Here is a 15,668-nt window from a genome sequence, read left to right on the forward strand (position 1 = left end):
TAAATTTTTGAATGCCAAAATTTTATATGCGCCGGGGAAAGCAGCCAATGCCGGAGGAGTTGCAGTTTCGGGACTGGAAATGAGCCAAAACAGTATGCGTCTGAGCTGGACGCGTGCCGAAGTAGATGAAAAACTGAAGTCAATTATGACCAACATCCACAGCATGTGCGTGAAGCACGGTAAAGAAAAAGGCGATTTTGTGAACTATGTAAAGGGTGCAAATATTGCCGGTTTTGTAAAAGTAGCCAACGCTATGATGGCGCAGGGACTGGTTTAAAATGATACAAAATTTGGAAAAATATCCTGGCAGTTTTTGTCAGGATATTTTTTTTAAATCTGGGTGTTCTAACCCGAATAATCCAAGAATTATTCCTGTCTCCGACAGCGACTAAGATTACGTAAAAACTTTTTTCAAAAGTTTAACTTCCCCGAATCAACTTCGGGGCAGGCTATCTAAGTCGGGATTAACCTGCATTTCATTCATTACAAACAAAATTTATGAATAATGCAGGCTAAGATTGCCGGGCATAATTTTTGTAGTTTTCCGCGCTGAAAAAACAGTTTTTAAAATTGCCTTTGTGAAATACCTGATTTTATTTTTTCTGCTATTTGTTGTTACTTTAAGTTCCAGTGCACAAAATATTATTGTAATTAATGCTGCAACCAAAGAGCCTGTTGAAAATGTGCTGGTCATTTCAAAAAAATATACAACCCAAACCAACGCAAGGGGATTAGTTAGTTTGGAAAATATCGGGAAAAATGAACCACTGTTTTTTCAGCATTCATCGTTTTTGAAAGTTACCACTACCCTCGAAAAAATTGAAGCCGCGGGGAATATTGTTGAACTTTCTGAAGCTCCCATAAGAATTGATGAAGTAGTGATTTCTGCAAACAGGTGGGAACAGGTAAAAACTGAAATTCCGTTTAAAATTCAAAATATAAGTTCTACTGATATTTTGCATGTTCAGCCACAAACTACAGCCGATATGCTGGAAAGTAAAGGTGGCGTTTTTATCCAGAAAAGTCAGATGGGCGGCGGCAGTCCCATGATTCGGGGATTTTCTGCCAACCGGTTGCTTCTGGTGGTTGATGGAATTCGAATGAACAATGCCATTTACCGCAGCGGAAACCTCCATAACGTTATTTCGCTCGACGCCAATAGTCTGGAACAAACTGAAGTTATTTTCGGGCCGGGAACGGTAATTTACGGGAGCGATGCATTAGGCGGAGTAATGAGCTTTTCCACACTTACACCACGTTTATCCACTTCAGAAAAGAAAATCCAAAAGGGGAAAATTTCAACACGCTACTCCTTTGTGAACAGCGAAAAAATGATACACGGACATTTTTCTTTAGGAGATAAAAAGTGGGCGGTACTGTTCAGTGCTACATTTTCTGATTTCGGCGACCTGAGAATGGGCAGTCACGGGCCGGATGAATACCTTCGGCCAGAATATATTTTACCGGGGAAAAAGCCGGAAGATGACCAGGTTATAAAAAATGAAAATCCCAAAATTCAGACTCCAACAGAATACAATCAGATTAACCTTATGGGAAAATTAAGGTACCGGCCAACTGATTATCTAGACCTTACACTGGGAATTCACCATTCCCAAACATCCGACATTCCGCGTTTCGACAGGTTAGTGGTTTACCGCAACAAAACATTACAATATGCCCGCTGGTACTATGGTCCGCAACAATGGTCACTATTTTCGGGTCAACTAAATTACAGCAAGGAACATGTTCTGTTTGATAGGTTTAATCTGCTTGCCGGATTTCAGAATTATGCCGAAAGCCGGAATGACAGGAAATTGTATGATTCCGCTTTGAATCAGCGGGTTGAAAACCTCAGAATTTACTCGCTTAACTTTGATTTTGGAAAAACACTGAACAACCGCCATGAACTTTTTTACGGTGCAGAGGCTTTTTATAATCATGTGAGATCAATTGGAAAATCTGATAATATTTCTACCGGCGGGTCTATAAATATTTCGCCCCGGTATCCTGAAGGTTCAGAATATTCAAGCCTGGCAGGATATTTTTCCTGGAAATTCAGGCTAAACGAAAAAATCATTTTTCAGGCTGGGGGACGGTTAACTCAATCCTTTCTGAGCGGAGAATTTGATCACAATTTTTACGCTTTTCCTTTTGATAATTTCGAAATAAAAAACTCTGCACTTAACGGAAATGCGGGAATGGTGTGGCATCCAACAAAAGAATGGCAAATAAACGTTAGTGCCTCAACCGGATTTCGCTCGCCAAATATTGATGATGTAGCCAAAGTTTTCGATTCTGAACCGGGGAATGTGGTCGTACCAAATCCCGGATTAAAACCGGAGTTTGCAAGAAACCTTGAGGCCAGCATCATTCGTAATTTTTCAGGAAAAGCGAAGTTTGAAATAACGGGGTTCTATACACAATTAATAAATGCCATGGTTCGGCGCGATTTTCAGTTGAATGGACAGGATTCCATTGTGTACGATGGGATTTTAAGTAAAGTGGAAGCACTGGTCAATGCCGAATCGGCAAATATTTATGGGGGCAATGTTTTGCTTGAATTTCTGATAATTCCGGAATTGCGCACCGTAAATGAGTTGACATTAACTTTCGGGAAAGATTCGGAGGATTTTCCTCTTCGACATGTACCTCCTTTATTTGGCAGTTTTCATTTTCAATATCAAAAGAATGAGTGGTTTGCAGATTTGTTTGTCGATTACAACGGTAAATTAAATTTTGAGCAACTGGCACCCGATGAGCAAGACAAACCGCATCTTTATGCCACTGATGAAAATGGAAATCCGTGGTCACCTTCCTGGTGGACCTTAAATTTGAAAGTGAATTATAATTTCAGTGAATTAATTACTTTTTCTGGCGGAATTGAAAATATTTTGGATAAACGCTACCGCAGCTATTCGTCAGGAATTGTGGCGCCGGGAAGAAATTATTACATTTCTCTGGGTATTCATTTCTGATTTTTTCTTTCTGGAAATAATAAAAAAAAAGGTTTACCGTTTTGTTTGCATGAAGACGAATATTAGTCCATTTATTTTTTACCATCAATTCGGTATTAGTCTTCAAAAGAGGGGCGCGGGTCGTCCCTCTTTCTTTTTCAGAAATTCTTTTTCAGAAAATTCAGGGCATTGGTTCGCATAAACCGTTCCACAATGTCGGATGCCGTTGTTTTATTGTAATCTTTCAGGTTGTCAGACTGGCTGGATGCCAGAAAGTTATATGCGTGTTTTTCGAGGTAGCTGTCGAAAATCGGCATTTCTTCGGCACCCCAGAAACCGTTTAGCGGGTTCACCATCCCGTCGTAATCTGTACCGATGCACTGTATTCCCCAGGCAAACTGGTCGTGTTTGTTTAGCACCTCGGCAATGTGCTGAATCTGGTTCCAAACGAGTTTCGATTTGTAAAACAACATTTTTCTGCGCGCCAGAGACGGCCCTGTTTTTTTAAGTTCCATCTCGCTGGCCAGCCGGCGTTCATCGAATTGGATGCCAAACAAACCGCCCGATTTACCAATTCGTACAATTTCATCGTCGAAAAAATTAATGTCGGTTGGCTGAAATTTTCCGTAATTGAACAGGTCGTCTTCCACTTTTTCAGTGGGAGACCGGAAGCCATTCACAGCTCCGTGGCTTACTATTAACGGAATAACTTCTCCCGGATGTTCCTCATCCAAAAACCGGTAATATTCGTTTCGGGCTTTTACGCTCATGTGTTTCAAATCGGGTAAAATCCGTTTTCCGTTTGTATTGTCGAGCAATTTTCGCAGCACTTTCCAGCCCAGCTCATTAAATCCTGAATCCATTCCTTCAGATTGGTTAATTATTTTACAGACAATTCCGCCTAAACTTTGGGCATGCCCAACCATTTCGTTATAAAAATGGTGTGTTAACCCGGTAAAAAAAATTCTGTCGTCCCAACCTTTAACTTTGTCAATGTTGGTCAGAATTTCATTTGGGTCGGCAGTTTTACCCATCATTTGCAAGCCGGCATTGAAAACATGTGTTCCTTCAATGGTGAAAATGACAAAAATGGTTCTGATTTCCGGATTTTGATTCTCTTCAATTTCATTGTAGCTGGAGACAATTTTGTAGCGGTGCCACATGCCGTCGATTTTTACTTTATGGCCGTCGAGCTGTTTGTAAAAATCGTATTCCATTTCCAGGTCGCTGAAATAATCAGTCATTCTTTGTACATGATCGATGCGTTTTTTGCTCAGGCCAGTAACCAGATTGCCAATGATATCGCCCTTTAGTCCGGTACCCAGTTTGGTCATCACAAAACCTTTTTCGAGTCCGCACAACGATACAAACACAATTTCAGCGCCGCCTTTTGCCAGTGAGGTAAAATCTGATTGGCGAAACTTGGTGAGGGTTGTTGTAATGTTTAAAGCTTTGTCCAGAAAAGTGGCGGCATCGTAATGCCAGATGCTATCCACCCTGTTTTTGTCCGGGTTGTTTCTTCCCGGCTTGCTGTTGAAACTTTTTCCCAGCGGTTTCATCGCCGGGTGAATGTGCAAATCGATAAATTTTGTTTCCATGGTTGTTCCTGTTTTATTTTCAATATAAAATACTAATAAGTATGTAATTTACGAAAAAATACAGCAACTGTGGTGGCTTTCAGGCAAAAAAAAACCGCAGGAAGAATGGATTCAACCTGCGGCATGAAATTATAAAATTTGAAACAAATTTATTTCAGTGCATTAAGTGCTTCCTCGTAATTGGGTTCGTCCACAATTTCAGGAACTTGTTGTGTGTATGTAACTTTTCCGTTTTCGTCGAGGATAATGACCACCCGTGAATGCAAACCCGCAAGCGGCCCGTCGGCTATTTCCAAACCGTAGTTTTTACCGAATTCACCGGTGGCGTAATCTGAAAGTGTTACTACGTTTTTAATGCCTTCGGCACCACAAAATCTTGACTGTGCAAATGGAAGGTCGCGCGAAATACAAAGCACTTTGGTGTCTTTCAAATCAGCCGCAACCTTGTTGAAATGACGCACCGAAGCAGCGCATGTTCCAGTGTCGAGGCTCGGAAAAATATTCAGAACCAGTTTCTGTCCTTTAAAATCATTTAAACTTACCCGCGACAAATCGTCTTTCACCAGTTTAAAATCTTTTGCTTTTTCTCCTTTTTTGGGGAGTTCACCAACCGTATTCACCGGATTTCCTTTTAATGTAATTTGTGCCATTTTATTTTTTGTTTTTAAGATTTAACTCTAATCTTAAACACATATTTAGCCTGAAAGTTTTAAAGAGCGTAATTATCCTTTCTGCTGTTTGAAAAAATCAGATGAAAAAGTCGTAAATTGATGTGCATATCAAAATTTGTGTTTTGTGGAATTCTAAAAATTTATACGATGGTAGATCAGTTAATTAAATTGAGAAGCAAAGAAAGACTGTTGGCTCTTGGTATTGCCGGATTGTGCATCATCCTGGGATTTTTGTTGTTTATTTTCGCGCCAAATGCTTCGGAGGCGGGCACGGCCGAACTGGAATGGCTGGAGAAAAAAATGATGCTGGCCAATATTGGACCGGGTGTATTTTTTGCCCTTTTTGGCGCAGCAATTTCGGTTTACTCCATCGTTACGCAGGCGAGTGCAACTACTGAAAAGGATGGCGAGACTTCAGTAATGACCTATCGTTATCTTCAAAAAGATGTGAAGGATAATCAGGAAACTGAAAATTTGCGTAGCAATTATCAGCGCGATTTCCGTATTTTTTCCGAAGTCGTTCAAAAGCTGGAAGAAAACGAATCGGTTCCTGAACGGTTGAGAATGGATTTTGAAAATGCGTTAACCCATTCCAAAGATTTTCTGATGCGTTCGGTTTGGGACGATTCCTGGGGCGATTACAATCAGTTCAGCAACTGGATTTCCATGGGTTGCCCGGAACCTCCGCCGCCGGAAATAAGTAAAGCCGCAAAATATTTTTCAGGAAAATAAAAACGAAGCGACATGGAACATGATTATTCTGAAATGTACAGCAAACAAGACCTCAGTTACTGGCAAACCCGCTACCCGGCAAATATTTCGTGGAATTTTAATGATTTAATGTTGGGAAAACTTTATCCCAAAGAGAAGTACAACGCATTCGGAACAAAACTTGAATTTCCGTTAACTCCCTATGGCGAAATGGCTGGTTCGCCTTTTTCGTTTTACGCTGCAGTGCCACACAAAACCATTTACATTCCCATTTCTTCAGTAAAGTTTATCGACGACCTTGCCATTGCCTCGGCCTGGCTCGAGCAAAACGGGTACAGCCAGGAAACGGTTATGGATTACATTTCTGTTTTGAAATACAGTTTTAACCGTTTCCCCAAGGGAAATATTCCCGGCCCGCTCAAAGCATTGCATATTCCGGATAATGCGCTCGACGACCGGTTGGTTGATGACTTGTCCCAGAAAATTCTGAAGTCGATAATTGTCTGGATTCTGGGTCACGAACTGGGGCATATCGTTTACAACCATCCTGCTTATCACTCGGTTTCATTTGCCGAGTCGCAAAAATGCGAAAAAGAAGCGGATGCTTTTGCTACCGACATGTTTCGCAGGATTGGTACAATTCCGGCTGGTATGATTTTATTGTTTACGGTTTTTACTACGTTTTATGCGCATCGTGGTGACTTTTCCAATGAAAAAGACTGGCAGAATTACCTCAAAAATTCAACACACCCGGTTTCGCTCGAACGGTTAAAATTAATTTCTAAAAAACTGGTTAACACTGCGGAATCTTTTACGGGCGCCGAACCCGACCGTTTTAATGCAACACGGGTTACTGAATATGTGGGCCGGGAAGCCGGTAAAATTGTGGATATCATCAATTCAGAAAAAATGCAGGAATTTCTTCGTTTACGGGCAATGGCTGTTGATATTCATTCTTTATATCCGCGGAAAATTGGTGATGTAGCTGTGGCTGAACAGGGATTTTCCGAAAATTATTTTACAGACGAGCCATTTTCAGGAATTTATAAGGGAGAGCGCACGCGACAATATGGACAAGGCAAAGAGGAAATTTTTGAAACAATTTTAATTTTTTACCGAAATGGGAACAAAGTGACAGGCCGGTTTGGTTTCGGGTTGGGAACAGGAATTTTAAACGGCCTGGTAAAAGAAAACAAACTGGTTTTTAACTGGAAATGGGCGAACGAGGAAGGTGTTGGGGAGATGGTTGCCGCAGACCGGAACAGTTTTTCCGGAAAATGGCAATACAATGAAGGTGTTGCCGGAGGTGGTTCCTGGAAAGGGGTGAAATTGGGTCAGCGAATTGAACATTTGTAGGCACGTTTTATTCATTGTTTTTTTGTAATCGGCGAAAAGCTGCTATTTTTAACGCCATCTTTTAAATAAGACAAAAACCATGAAGAAAAACCTTTTTATTTTTGCACTGCTGGCACTCTTTGCCTGCACTACTCAAACCGAATCAACACAACAGAAAAATTATATACCCCAAACCCCTCAGCTTTCATCAGATTTAATGACACCTGAAGTGCTGTGGTCGTTTGGCCGGTTGGGCAGCCCGCAGGTTTCTCCCGATGGAGAATCGGTTTTATACACCGTAACATATTACAACATTGAAGAAAACAAACCCTACCGCGACATCTATTCAGCGCAGGTTTCAGGCGGAGAATCCAAAAACCTGACCAACTCGCCTACCAATGAGTTCAATACAATCTGGCGGCCCGACGGACAAAAAGTCGGATACATTTCAACGGCGTCAGGCAGCGCCCAGGTTTGGGAAATGAATCCCGATGGCAGCGGGGCAAAGCAGATTTCAGAAATTGAAGGAGGTATTTCAGGATTCAACTATTCGCCCGATGGTTCAAAAATTTTCTACATTAAAAGTGTGAAACTCGACTACAACATTCACGACTTGTTTCCCGATTTGCCCAAAGCCAATGCCCGGCTTGAAAACGACCTCATGTACCGGCACTGGGACCAATGGCACGATTACACCTACCAGCATATTTTTATTGCTGATTATTCGGATGGGAAATGGGGTGAAGGAAAAGATATTATGGAAGGTGAACGTTTCGATTCTCCTATGAAACCCTTCGGTGGAATTGAACAGATTGCCTGGAGTGCGGATGGAAAAATTCTGGCTTACACCTGTAAAAAGAAAACCGGGAAAGAGTATTCGATTTCGACGAATTCAGACATCTATTTTTATGATGTTGAAACCGGCCAAACCACCAATTTTACGGAAGGAATGATGGGTTACGATAAAAACCCGGTGTTTTCTGCCGATGGAAAATACCTGGCCTGGGAAAGTATGGAACGCGACGGTTACGAATCGGACAAAAACCGGTTGTTTGTTGCTAATCTCGAAACCGGAGAAAAAACAGATTTTACAGCAGAATTCGACCAGAATGTGCACAACCTGAGTTGGAATGAAGAAAGCAATGCCATCTTTTTCACCAGCAACATTCACGGAACCGATGAAATTTACCATGTAAAACTTTCGGATGGAGTGATTTCAAGATTAACAGACGGCATACACGATTACCAAACCGTGGAACCGGCCGGTTCGAAACTGGTGGCGCAAAAAGTTTCCATGTCACAACCGGCAGAGCTTTACCTGGTTGACCCGGAAACCGGAACTGACCAACCGTTAACCGCTGTAAACAAAGGCATTCTCGACCAGCTTACCATGGGCAAAGTGGAAGAACGCTGGCTGGAAACCACCGACGGCAAAAAGATGCACACCTGGGTAATTTATCCGCCGAATTTCGACCCAAACAAAAAGTATCCGACACTTTTGTACTGCCAGGGCGGTCCGCAGGGAACGGTAAGCCAGTTTTGGTCGTACCGCTGGAATTTCCAGATGATGGCTGCCAACGGGTATATTATTGTGGCGCCCAACCGCCGGGGTTTGCCGGGATTCGGACAGGAATGGAACGAACAGATTTCGAAAGATTACGGAGGACAAAACATCAAAGATTATCTGACGGCCATTGATGAACTGGCAAAAGAACCATTTGTTGACGAAAGCCGGCTTGGAGCTGTTGGTGCAAGCTACGGCGGATTTTCAGTTTTCTTCCTGGCAGGAAATCACGATGGACGTTTTAAGGCGTTTATTTCGCACGACGGGATGTTCAACTTCGAGTATCAGTATTTAACCACCGAAGAAATGTGGTTTGCGAACTGGGACATTGGCGGGCCTTTCTGGGAAAAAGAGAATGCGGCAGCGCAACGTTCCTACACTTTTTCGCCGCACAACTTTGTTCAGAACTGGGATACGCCCATTCTGGTCATTCACGGTGAAAAAGATTTCCGTGTTCCACCCGACCAGGGAATGGCAGCTTTTAATGCTGCTGTTTTAAGGGATATTCCTGCCCAGTTTCTCTATTTTCCGGAAGAAAACCATTGGGTGCTGCAAGCCCAAAACGGTATTTTGTGGCAGCGGGTTTTCTTCAACTGGCTCGGCAAGTGGCTGAAAGATTAGATTTTAACAGAAGAAATTGAAAATTGACAACAGAATTGAGAAGCCCTTTGGAAAAACCGCCGTTTTTGTGGGCGTTGTTTTTCTTCTGACGGGTACCGGGATGTTGCTGAATGGCGCTGTTATTTGGGGAATTTTAGTTGTTTTGTTTGCTGCCCTTGTTGTTTTTACGAATTCAGGAATTGAAATTGACACTGAAAAATATGAAGTGAGGCAATACAACAAATGGTTTGGGTTGTTCAAAACCGGGAAATGGAAATCGCTTCGGGCATACATTGGTGTAACTTTGGTGCCCATCACCACCCGCGAGTCGATGGCAAGCTGGTCGAACCGGGTAACCTCAAACAAAAAAACCGATTACCGCATTTACCTGGTGAACAAATCCCGGAAACCTGCTTTTGCCATAAAAACCTGCCCCACCCGAGAAAAGGCGCAAAACAGCCTCGATGAGTTTTCTATCTGGTTGAAAGTACCGGTTTTTTCGGTGAAAAGGTAAAACGCAAAAATGAAATTTTTAGTTGGAAGAATTATTTCAATCAGAAATATTTATTTCATTTTCAATCAGGCTTATGAATTCTTCAACAGGTTTAAATAAAGGTTGAACCGAATTATTATCATAGTCAAAAATATTGTCGTAATCGCCTTTTTGCCTCCAATCATATAATTCTCCAAGTAGCCGGCCATATTTTTTATCAAATTTTCCTGTTTTAATAAAATGAAGTGAAAACTGACTTTTTGTGGCTGAATGTGATTTTGTTTGAATTTTATTCATAACCAAAAGTGCATTAACCGCATAAAAAACAGCATAATACAAGCGGTTAACTGCTGAATTCCAAAAACCGTTTTTGGCTAAAACCTTTGCGGCTTCAAAGGTTTTACAGGCAGATTCAATCCGGTATTGTACATACTCTTTTCGTTCATTATCATTCATAAACTTACACCTTCAGCAATTACATTTTGGTAGTAGGGTGTTATTCTTTGTTTTGTTTGCCAATCCTGTTTCGAGTAAACAAAAATTGAAAAGGACTCTCCGGTTTCCAACTCCAAATCGTACAATTGATTTCTAAATTTTCTTTCTGTCTCCAGACTGGTTGGATAATCAGTCAAAATTAATATGTCCCAGTCGGAATCCTGACGTTCATCTCCCCGGGCTCTGGAGCCGTATAGAATTACATTTGCATTTGGGTCAATTTCATTAATGCAATTCTTAATAAGTCCACTAATATGTTGTGTTTTTTTCTTCATGTTTCAAAGATAGTGAATTGGTTACAATTTTTTTATCTGTTGATATGTTCATGTTTCAAAATAAGTACTCTCCAAAGAAAGAATTGCTCCTTCATTCCATTTAACTATTTTTGAGCAAATTTTGAAAAACTGTTTCCATGCAAAAAATACACATCGGATTTTTGGGTGCCGGCGGAATTGCCCGTGCGCATGCCTATGCGCTTCAGTCGTTAAAGTTTTATTACAACGAAGTCCCTGAACTGGTTTTCGAATCGGTGGCCTCGGCCAGAGCGGAAAGCCGCGAAAACTTTGCAGCAAAGTTTGGTTTTGCTTCGGCACAAACGGTTGAAGTGTTTTCGCAAAATGAAAAAATTAATGCCGTTTTTATTTTGGGGCCGAACAATGTGCATTTTGAACACCTGAAACTGGCGTTGCAAATGCCGACTGTAAGATACATTTACCTCGAAAAGCCGGTTTGTGCATCGTTGCAGGAAGAAAAGGAGATGAAAAAGATGCTGGAAACAATTAGCGAAGATGTAAAAATCCAGGTTGGTTTTCAGTACCTGCAAACTTCATCGGTGCGCGAGGCACTGCAATTCTGGAAATCGGGCAAACTGGGCAAACCCATTCATTTCGATTTAAAATATTACCACGGGGACTACCTGCAATCATCTTATCGCGAAAAACGGGTAACACGGCTCACTCCGGCTCCCGATGGCGGCGCCATGGCCGATTTAGGTTCGCACGGAATCAGCCTTTTGATAGCTTTTTTAGGCGAAGAATTACAAATTACCGGTGCTTTGCAGGGAGGCGAATTTTCTGATGTGCCTACCGGTTCCGATTTGTTTAGTTCCCTTTCGCTGGTAGAACCCGAAACAGGGGCAGTTGGCAACTTGTCGGCCAGTCGTATCAGCTCCGGTACAGGCGATTTGGTGCATCTGGAAGTGTATGGCGAAAACGGTGCCTTGCGGTATTCTTCAAAAAACTCTGAATATTTTGAATATTACACGGAAGGTTCCGACCAGTGGGTGAAACAGATGGTTGGCAGCAATTACAAGCCGGTTACCAGTTTCCCGTCAGGCCACGTGCCGCCGGGCTGGCTGCGTTCGATGGTTCATGCACATTACCTGTTCTTAACCGGAAATGATGCCAAAGCATTTATACCCGATTTAAAACACGGTCTAGCCGTTCAGCGCATTGTGCGTGAAACTGCAGAACACCTTTCCGTTTTCCGAAAAAACTTCAAAAATGATTGAAAGGAACAGCGGTATTATCCTGCATATCACTTCACTTCCCGGTCCGGAAGGAATAGGCACGCTGGGGCAGGAAGCATTGCGGTTTGTGGATTTGTTGCACGAAACAGGTCAAAAGCTATGGCAGATTTTACCGCTGGGACCTGTCGGATACGGGAATTCGCCCTACCAGTGTTATTCAGCTTTTGCCGGTAATCCGTTGCTTATCGATTTGCAGTTGCTGGTTGAAGATGGTTTGCTTTCAGACCAAGATTTAAAAAAACGTCCAACTTTTCCTTTAAAACGAGTAGATTTTGAAAAAGTGGAAGCCTGGAAATTTCCATTGCTGCGAAAAGCTTTCGAAAATTTTCAACACAAAAAGCCGGAAAATACTGAGACTGAATACCATCATTTTTTGAAAGAACACGGTTGGTGGTTGCAGGATTATGCCCTTTTTATGGCAGCCAAGATTCACTTTAAAAATGCACACTGGAGGGATTGGGAGCACGATTTGAAATTCAGAAAAAGGAAAGCCATTCATATATATTCCGAACTCCTTTCCGAAGAAATTGAATACCGAAAGTTTTTGCAGTTCCTGTTTTATAGGCAGTGGTTCCGGTTAAAGGAGTATGCTCATTCGAAAAAAGTTCAGATTTTTGGCGATATGCCGCTTTACGTTTCCGGCAATAGTGCTGATGTGTGGACGAATACCGATGTGTTTTTGCTCGATGAACATCTGAATCCCACTCAGGTGGGTGGCGTTCCACCAGATTATTTTAGCGAAACAGGTCAGCTTTGGGGAAATCCGGTTTTTAACTGGGAACGCCTCGAACAACGGGATTTCGACTGGTGGCTTGCCCGGCTGCACTTCAATGCGCACTTGTTCGATAAAGTTCGGATTGACCATTTTCGCGGACTGGAGTCGTTCTGGTCGGTACCGGCTGGTGAAAAAACGGCCATTAACGGACAGTGGCTTCCGGCTAAAGGTTTTCAACTCCTGAAAAAATTTAAGGAACAGGTGGATTACATGCCCCTTATTGCCGAAGATTTGGGCGTTATTACTTCCGAAGTACAGCAGTTGCGCGATGATTTTCATCTTCCCGGCATGAAAGTGTTGCAGTTTGCTTTTGGCTCCAATCCGGCCAACGAACATCTGCCCCACAACTACCTGCCGAAGTTTATTGCCTATACCGGCACCCACGATAACGACACCACATTGGGTTGGTTGTGTTCAATAAAGGACGAAGAGCGAAAACGAGTTCGCCGATATCTGGGCAGGTTTGGAAAACGTGCATTAAAAAAAGGAATTGAATGGATTTGGGCATCTTCGGCTCAAAGTGCTTTAATGCCCATGCAGGACTTATTGCAACTGGGAACCAAAGCCCGGCTCAACGTACCTGGCACTTCTGATGGGAATTGGGAATGGCGGTTTAATTGGAAGCAGTTAAAGAGAAATCATAAAAGGTTTTTAATTGATGTTACTCAGAAATTTAACAGGTAGAATTTAGCAACACCTCATTACTGCTTCCATAAATTCTTCTGGTTTTTCGGCATGAAGCCAGTGTCCGGCGCCGGGGATATCCACTATACTGGCATCGGGATAAATTTCCTTGATTAACGGAATGTCTTCATCCATTATGTAATTGGATTTTAAACCTCGAATGAAAATGACCGGATATGTATTAATTGGAATCCGGTCGTCGAACCACTGCCGGTTAACGCCACCAACAATCTCATCCAGCGACTCGTATAAAACATCTACATTCAGGCGCCATTCGTATTGTTTGGTTTTTTTGTTTTTAGTTATACTTTTTAACAGAAACTGTCTGATACGACTGTCGTCTATTCGTTCAGAAAGCAGGTCGTCCACCTGTTTGCGTTTTTTTACACGGCTGAAATCCAGTTCTTTCAGGGCCAGAAGAATGTTTCGGTGCAGGTGGTACTGGCTGCTGTCTTTTAATTGCAGATAATCTTTGGGCGCAATGTCGGCAATCACCAGTTTTTCAACTTTTTCGGGGTAGTCGGCGGCAAACCACATGGCTGTTTTTCCGCCCATGCTGTGTCCTAAAATTGTGGCTTTTTCAATCTGTTGTTGTTTGAAAAATGCAGCCAAATCATCGCGCATGGCATTAAAAGTATGCTCGCTGGCGAACGGCGAACGTCCGTGGTTTCGCTGGTCAATCATGTAAACGGTGTGGTTTTCGGCCAGGCGTTTTCCCATGTTAATCCAGTTGTCCGATGAACCGTAGAGTCCGTGAATGATAACTACAATCGGACCTTCTCCTTCCTTTCGGTAATAAAGTTCCATATTATTTCAAACAATCAAGGTATTTTTGAATGGTAGTTTCCAAACCGAAATAAAGAGCATCGGCAATAAGGGCATGGCCAATGGAAACTTCCTTCAAATCAGGAATATTCTTGTAAAAATAATTGAGGTTCTCCAGGCTCAAATCATGACCGGCATTCACTTCAATTCCAATTTTATCTGCAAATTTTGCTGCTTCAATAAACGGTTCAATGGCTTTGTCGCGGCCCAATGGATAAAGGCGTGCATAAGGTTCAGTGTACAGTTCAATACGGTCGGATCCGGTTTCGGCAGCACCCTCAATGTCTTCCGTGTTCGGATCTACAAAAATGGAGGTTCGTATTCCGTGCTCGTGAAGTCGAGAAATTACCTCCTTCAAAAAGGTAAGGTTTTTCCAGGTATCCCAACCATGATCGCTGGTGAGTTGATTGTGCGTATCGGGCACCAAAGTAACCTGATCGGCCCTCACTTCGGTAACCATTTTTAGAAAATCTTCACTCGGATATCCTTCTATATTAAATTCAGTGGTAATTAAAGGTTTAATTTCATAAACATCTTTTCGCGTAATATGCCGTTCATCGGGGCGGGGATGCACTGTAATTCCCTGTGCTCCAAATTTTTGACAATTAATTGCTGCATCTTTCACACTGGGAATTTTCCCTCCCCTCGAATTTCGCAGTGTTGCTATTTTGTTTATATTTACACTTAGTCTTGTCATTGTTTTATTTTTAAGGCGCAAGTTACAATTTTCAGTTTGAAACATTAAAATAAAATTAAAGAATTGCTGGCAAACAGTTTAATATCAGATGTAGTTCCTGCAGTAAGCAGCACCGAAAAAGGACAGAAAGTGTTAAATTCGATGGATGTTTTCAGGGTTTCCCATCTTCCGGTTGTTGATGATGGCCATTACCGTGGAATAGTTTCGGATAAATTTATTTACGATTTGAATTTGGTGGAAGAGTCCATAGGCAAAGAAGTTGAAAAATTTGATACGACGCATGTACATGAAGATCAGCATATTTTTGAAGTTGCGATGTTGATGTATAAGCTGAAATTAAGTTTAATAGCGGTTTTGAATTCTGCTCACGAATACATGGGGGCAATTACACTTTATGATCTTGCACGACGTTTTGCCCGCTATTTTTCATTACAGGAAATGGGTGGAATTATAGTTTTGGAGGTGAATGAAATAGATTATTCACTCGCTCAAATCAGCCAGATTATTGAGGGCAATGATGTCAAAATCCTGAGCTTTTTTATGAATCGCTTGCCAGGCACACATACACTGGAATTAGTGCTTAAACTGGACAGAGACGACCTTTCTTCTGTTATTCAGTCGTTTATGCGTTACGACTATACCGTGAAAGGCATTTATCTCGACCATTCCATGCTGAGTGATTTATACCAGGACAGGTACGACCAATTCATGAAATTTATGAATATTTAAAATACAATC

At 42.0% G+C, this 15,668-nt stretch carries 14 protein-coding genes and 1 pseudogene; 9 read left to right on the plus strand and 6 right to left on the minus strand.

What is annotated here, in order from left to right; genetic code table 11:
- Positions 1–277 (plus strand): annotated as a pseudogene (locus ACESMA_RS03405) (glutamate dehydrogenase); the annotation flags it as partial.
- 301 nt (positions 278–578) lie between these two features.
- The gene (locus tag ACESMA_RS03410) at positions 579–2,975 is read left to right on the plus strand and encodes a TonB-dependent receptor plug domain-containing protein (protein ID WP_372947361.1); all 2,397 of its coding nucleotides are present in this window, start codon (positions 579–581) and stop codon (positions 2,973–2,975) included.
- A 137-nt stretch (positions 2,976–3,112) separates the two neighbouring features.
- On the opposite strand, the gene ACESMA_RS03415 is transcribed toward ACESMA_RS03410, so the two are convergent.
- Both ACESMA_RS03415 and tpx read right to left on the minus strand, forming a co-directional pair.
- Entirely contained in the window at positions 3,113–4,552 is a 1,440-nt protein-coding gene (locus tag ACESMA_RS03415) for a hypothetical protein (protein ID WP_372947362.1), read from the minus strand.
- A gap of 149 nt (positions 4,553–4,701) precedes the next feature.
- The gene (gene tpx / locus ACESMA_RS03420) at positions 4,702–5,202 is read right to left on the minus strand and encodes a thiol peroxidase (protein WP_372947363.1); all 501 of its coding nucleotides are present in this window, start codon (positions 5,200–5,202) and stop codon (positions 4,702–4,704) included.
- Positions 5,203–5,370: 168 nt separating this feature from the next.
- Between tpx and ACESMA_RS03425 the strand changes: the two genes are divergently transcribed.
- The 4 genes from ACESMA_RS03425 (at position 5,371) to ACESMA_RS03440 (ending at position 9,947) form a co-directional block, all read left to right on the plus strand.
- Positions 5,371–5,955, plus strand: coding sequence for a hypothetical protein (locus ACESMA_RS03425; protein WP_372947364.1), 585 nt, complete (start codon positions 5,371–5,373; stop codon positions 5,953–5,955).
- Between the two features lie 12 nt (positions 5,956–5,967).
- Positions 5,968–7,290 carry a phage exclusion protein Lit family protein gene (locus ACESMA_RS03430; RefSeq protein WP_372947365.1) on the plus strand — a complete coding sequence of 441 codons (1,323 nt, stop codon included), beginning with the start codon at positions 5,968–5,970 and terminating at the stop codon, positions 7,288–7,290.
- Positions 7,291–7,369: 79 nt separating this feature from the next.
- A complete protein-coding gene (locus ACESMA_RS03435) occupies positions 7,370–9,454 on the plus strand; it encodes a S9 family peptidase (protein WP_372947366.1) in 2,085 nt (694 codons plus the stop codon).
- A 16-nt stretch (positions 9,455–9,470) separates the two neighbouring features.
- Positions 9,471–9,947: a hypothetical protein gene (locus ACESMA_RS03440; protein WP_372947367.1), complete on the plus strand. Its 477-nt coding sequence runs from the start codon at positions 9,471–9,473 to the stop codon at positions 9,945–9,947.
- Between the two features lie 36 nt (positions 9,948–9,983).
- Here the strand turns inward: ACESMA_RS03440 and ACESMA_RS03445 are convergent, their stop codons facing one another.
- Together ACESMA_RS03445 and ACESMA_RS03450 are read right to left on the minus strand one after the other, a co-directional pair.
- Positions 9,984–10,382, minus strand: coding sequence for a HEPN domain-containing protein (locus tag ACESMA_RS03445; RefSeq protein ID WP_372947368.1), 399 nt, complete (start codon positions 10,380–10,382; stop codon positions 9,984–9,986).
- Positions 10,379–10,696 (minus strand): nucleotidyltransferase domain-containing protein, encoded by a 318-nt coding sequence (locus ACESMA_RS03450; RefSeq protein WP_372947369.1) that lies wholly within the window; start codon positions 10,694–10,696, stop codon positions 10,379–10,381. Before ACESMA_RS03450 ends, ACESMA_RS03445 begins: the two co-directional genes overlap by 4 nt.
- 137 nt (positions 10,697–10,833) lie before the next feature.
- On the opposite strand from ACESMA_RS03450, the gene ACESMA_RS03455 reads away from it, so the two are divergent.
- Complete coding sequence (locus ACESMA_RS03455; RefSeq protein ID WP_372947370.1) at positions 10,834–11,931, plus strand: Gfo/Idh/MocA family protein; 1,098 nt, start codon at positions 10,834–10,836, stop codon at positions 11,929–11,931.
- A complete protein-coding gene (gene malQ / locus ACESMA_RS03460; RefSeq protein WP_372947371.1) occupies positions 11,924–13,408 on the plus strand; it encodes a 4-alpha-glucanotransferase in 1,485 nt (494 codons plus the stop codon). The genes ACESMA_RS03455 and malQ overlap by 8 nt, the downstream gene beginning before the upstream one ends.
- A 3-nt stretch (positions 13,409–13,411) precedes the next feature.
- On the opposite strand, the gene ACESMA_RS03465 is transcribed toward malQ, so the two are convergent.
- Positions 13,412–14,215 (minus strand): alpha/beta fold hydrolase, encoded by an 804-nt coding sequence (locus ACESMA_RS03465; RefSeq protein ID WP_372947372.1) that lies wholly within the window; start codon positions 14,213–14,215, stop codon positions 13,412–13,414.
- A gap of 1 nt (position 14,216) precedes the next feature.
- Positions 14,217–14,930, minus strand: a complete 714-nt coding sequence (locus ACESMA_RS03470; RefSeq protein ID WP_372947373.1) for a pyridoxine 5'-phosphate synthase — start codon at positions 14,928–14,930, stop codon at positions 14,217–14,219.
- Positions 14,931–14,993: 63 nt separating this feature from the next.
- Between ACESMA_RS03470 and ACESMA_RS03475 the strand changes: the two genes are divergently transcribed.
- Positions 14,994–15,659 (plus strand): CBS domain-containing protein, encoded by a 666-nt coding sequence (locus tag ACESMA_RS03475; RefSeq protein WP_372947374.1) that lies wholly within the window; start codon positions 14,994–14,996, stop codon positions 15,657–15,659.
- Positions 15,660–15,668: the final 9 nt, after the last annotated feature.

Source organism: Mariniphaga sp. (assembly GCF_041687215.1).
Taxonomy (GTDB): domain Bacteria; phylum Bacteroidota; class Bacteroidia; order Bacteroidales; family Prolixibacteraceae; genus Mariniphaga.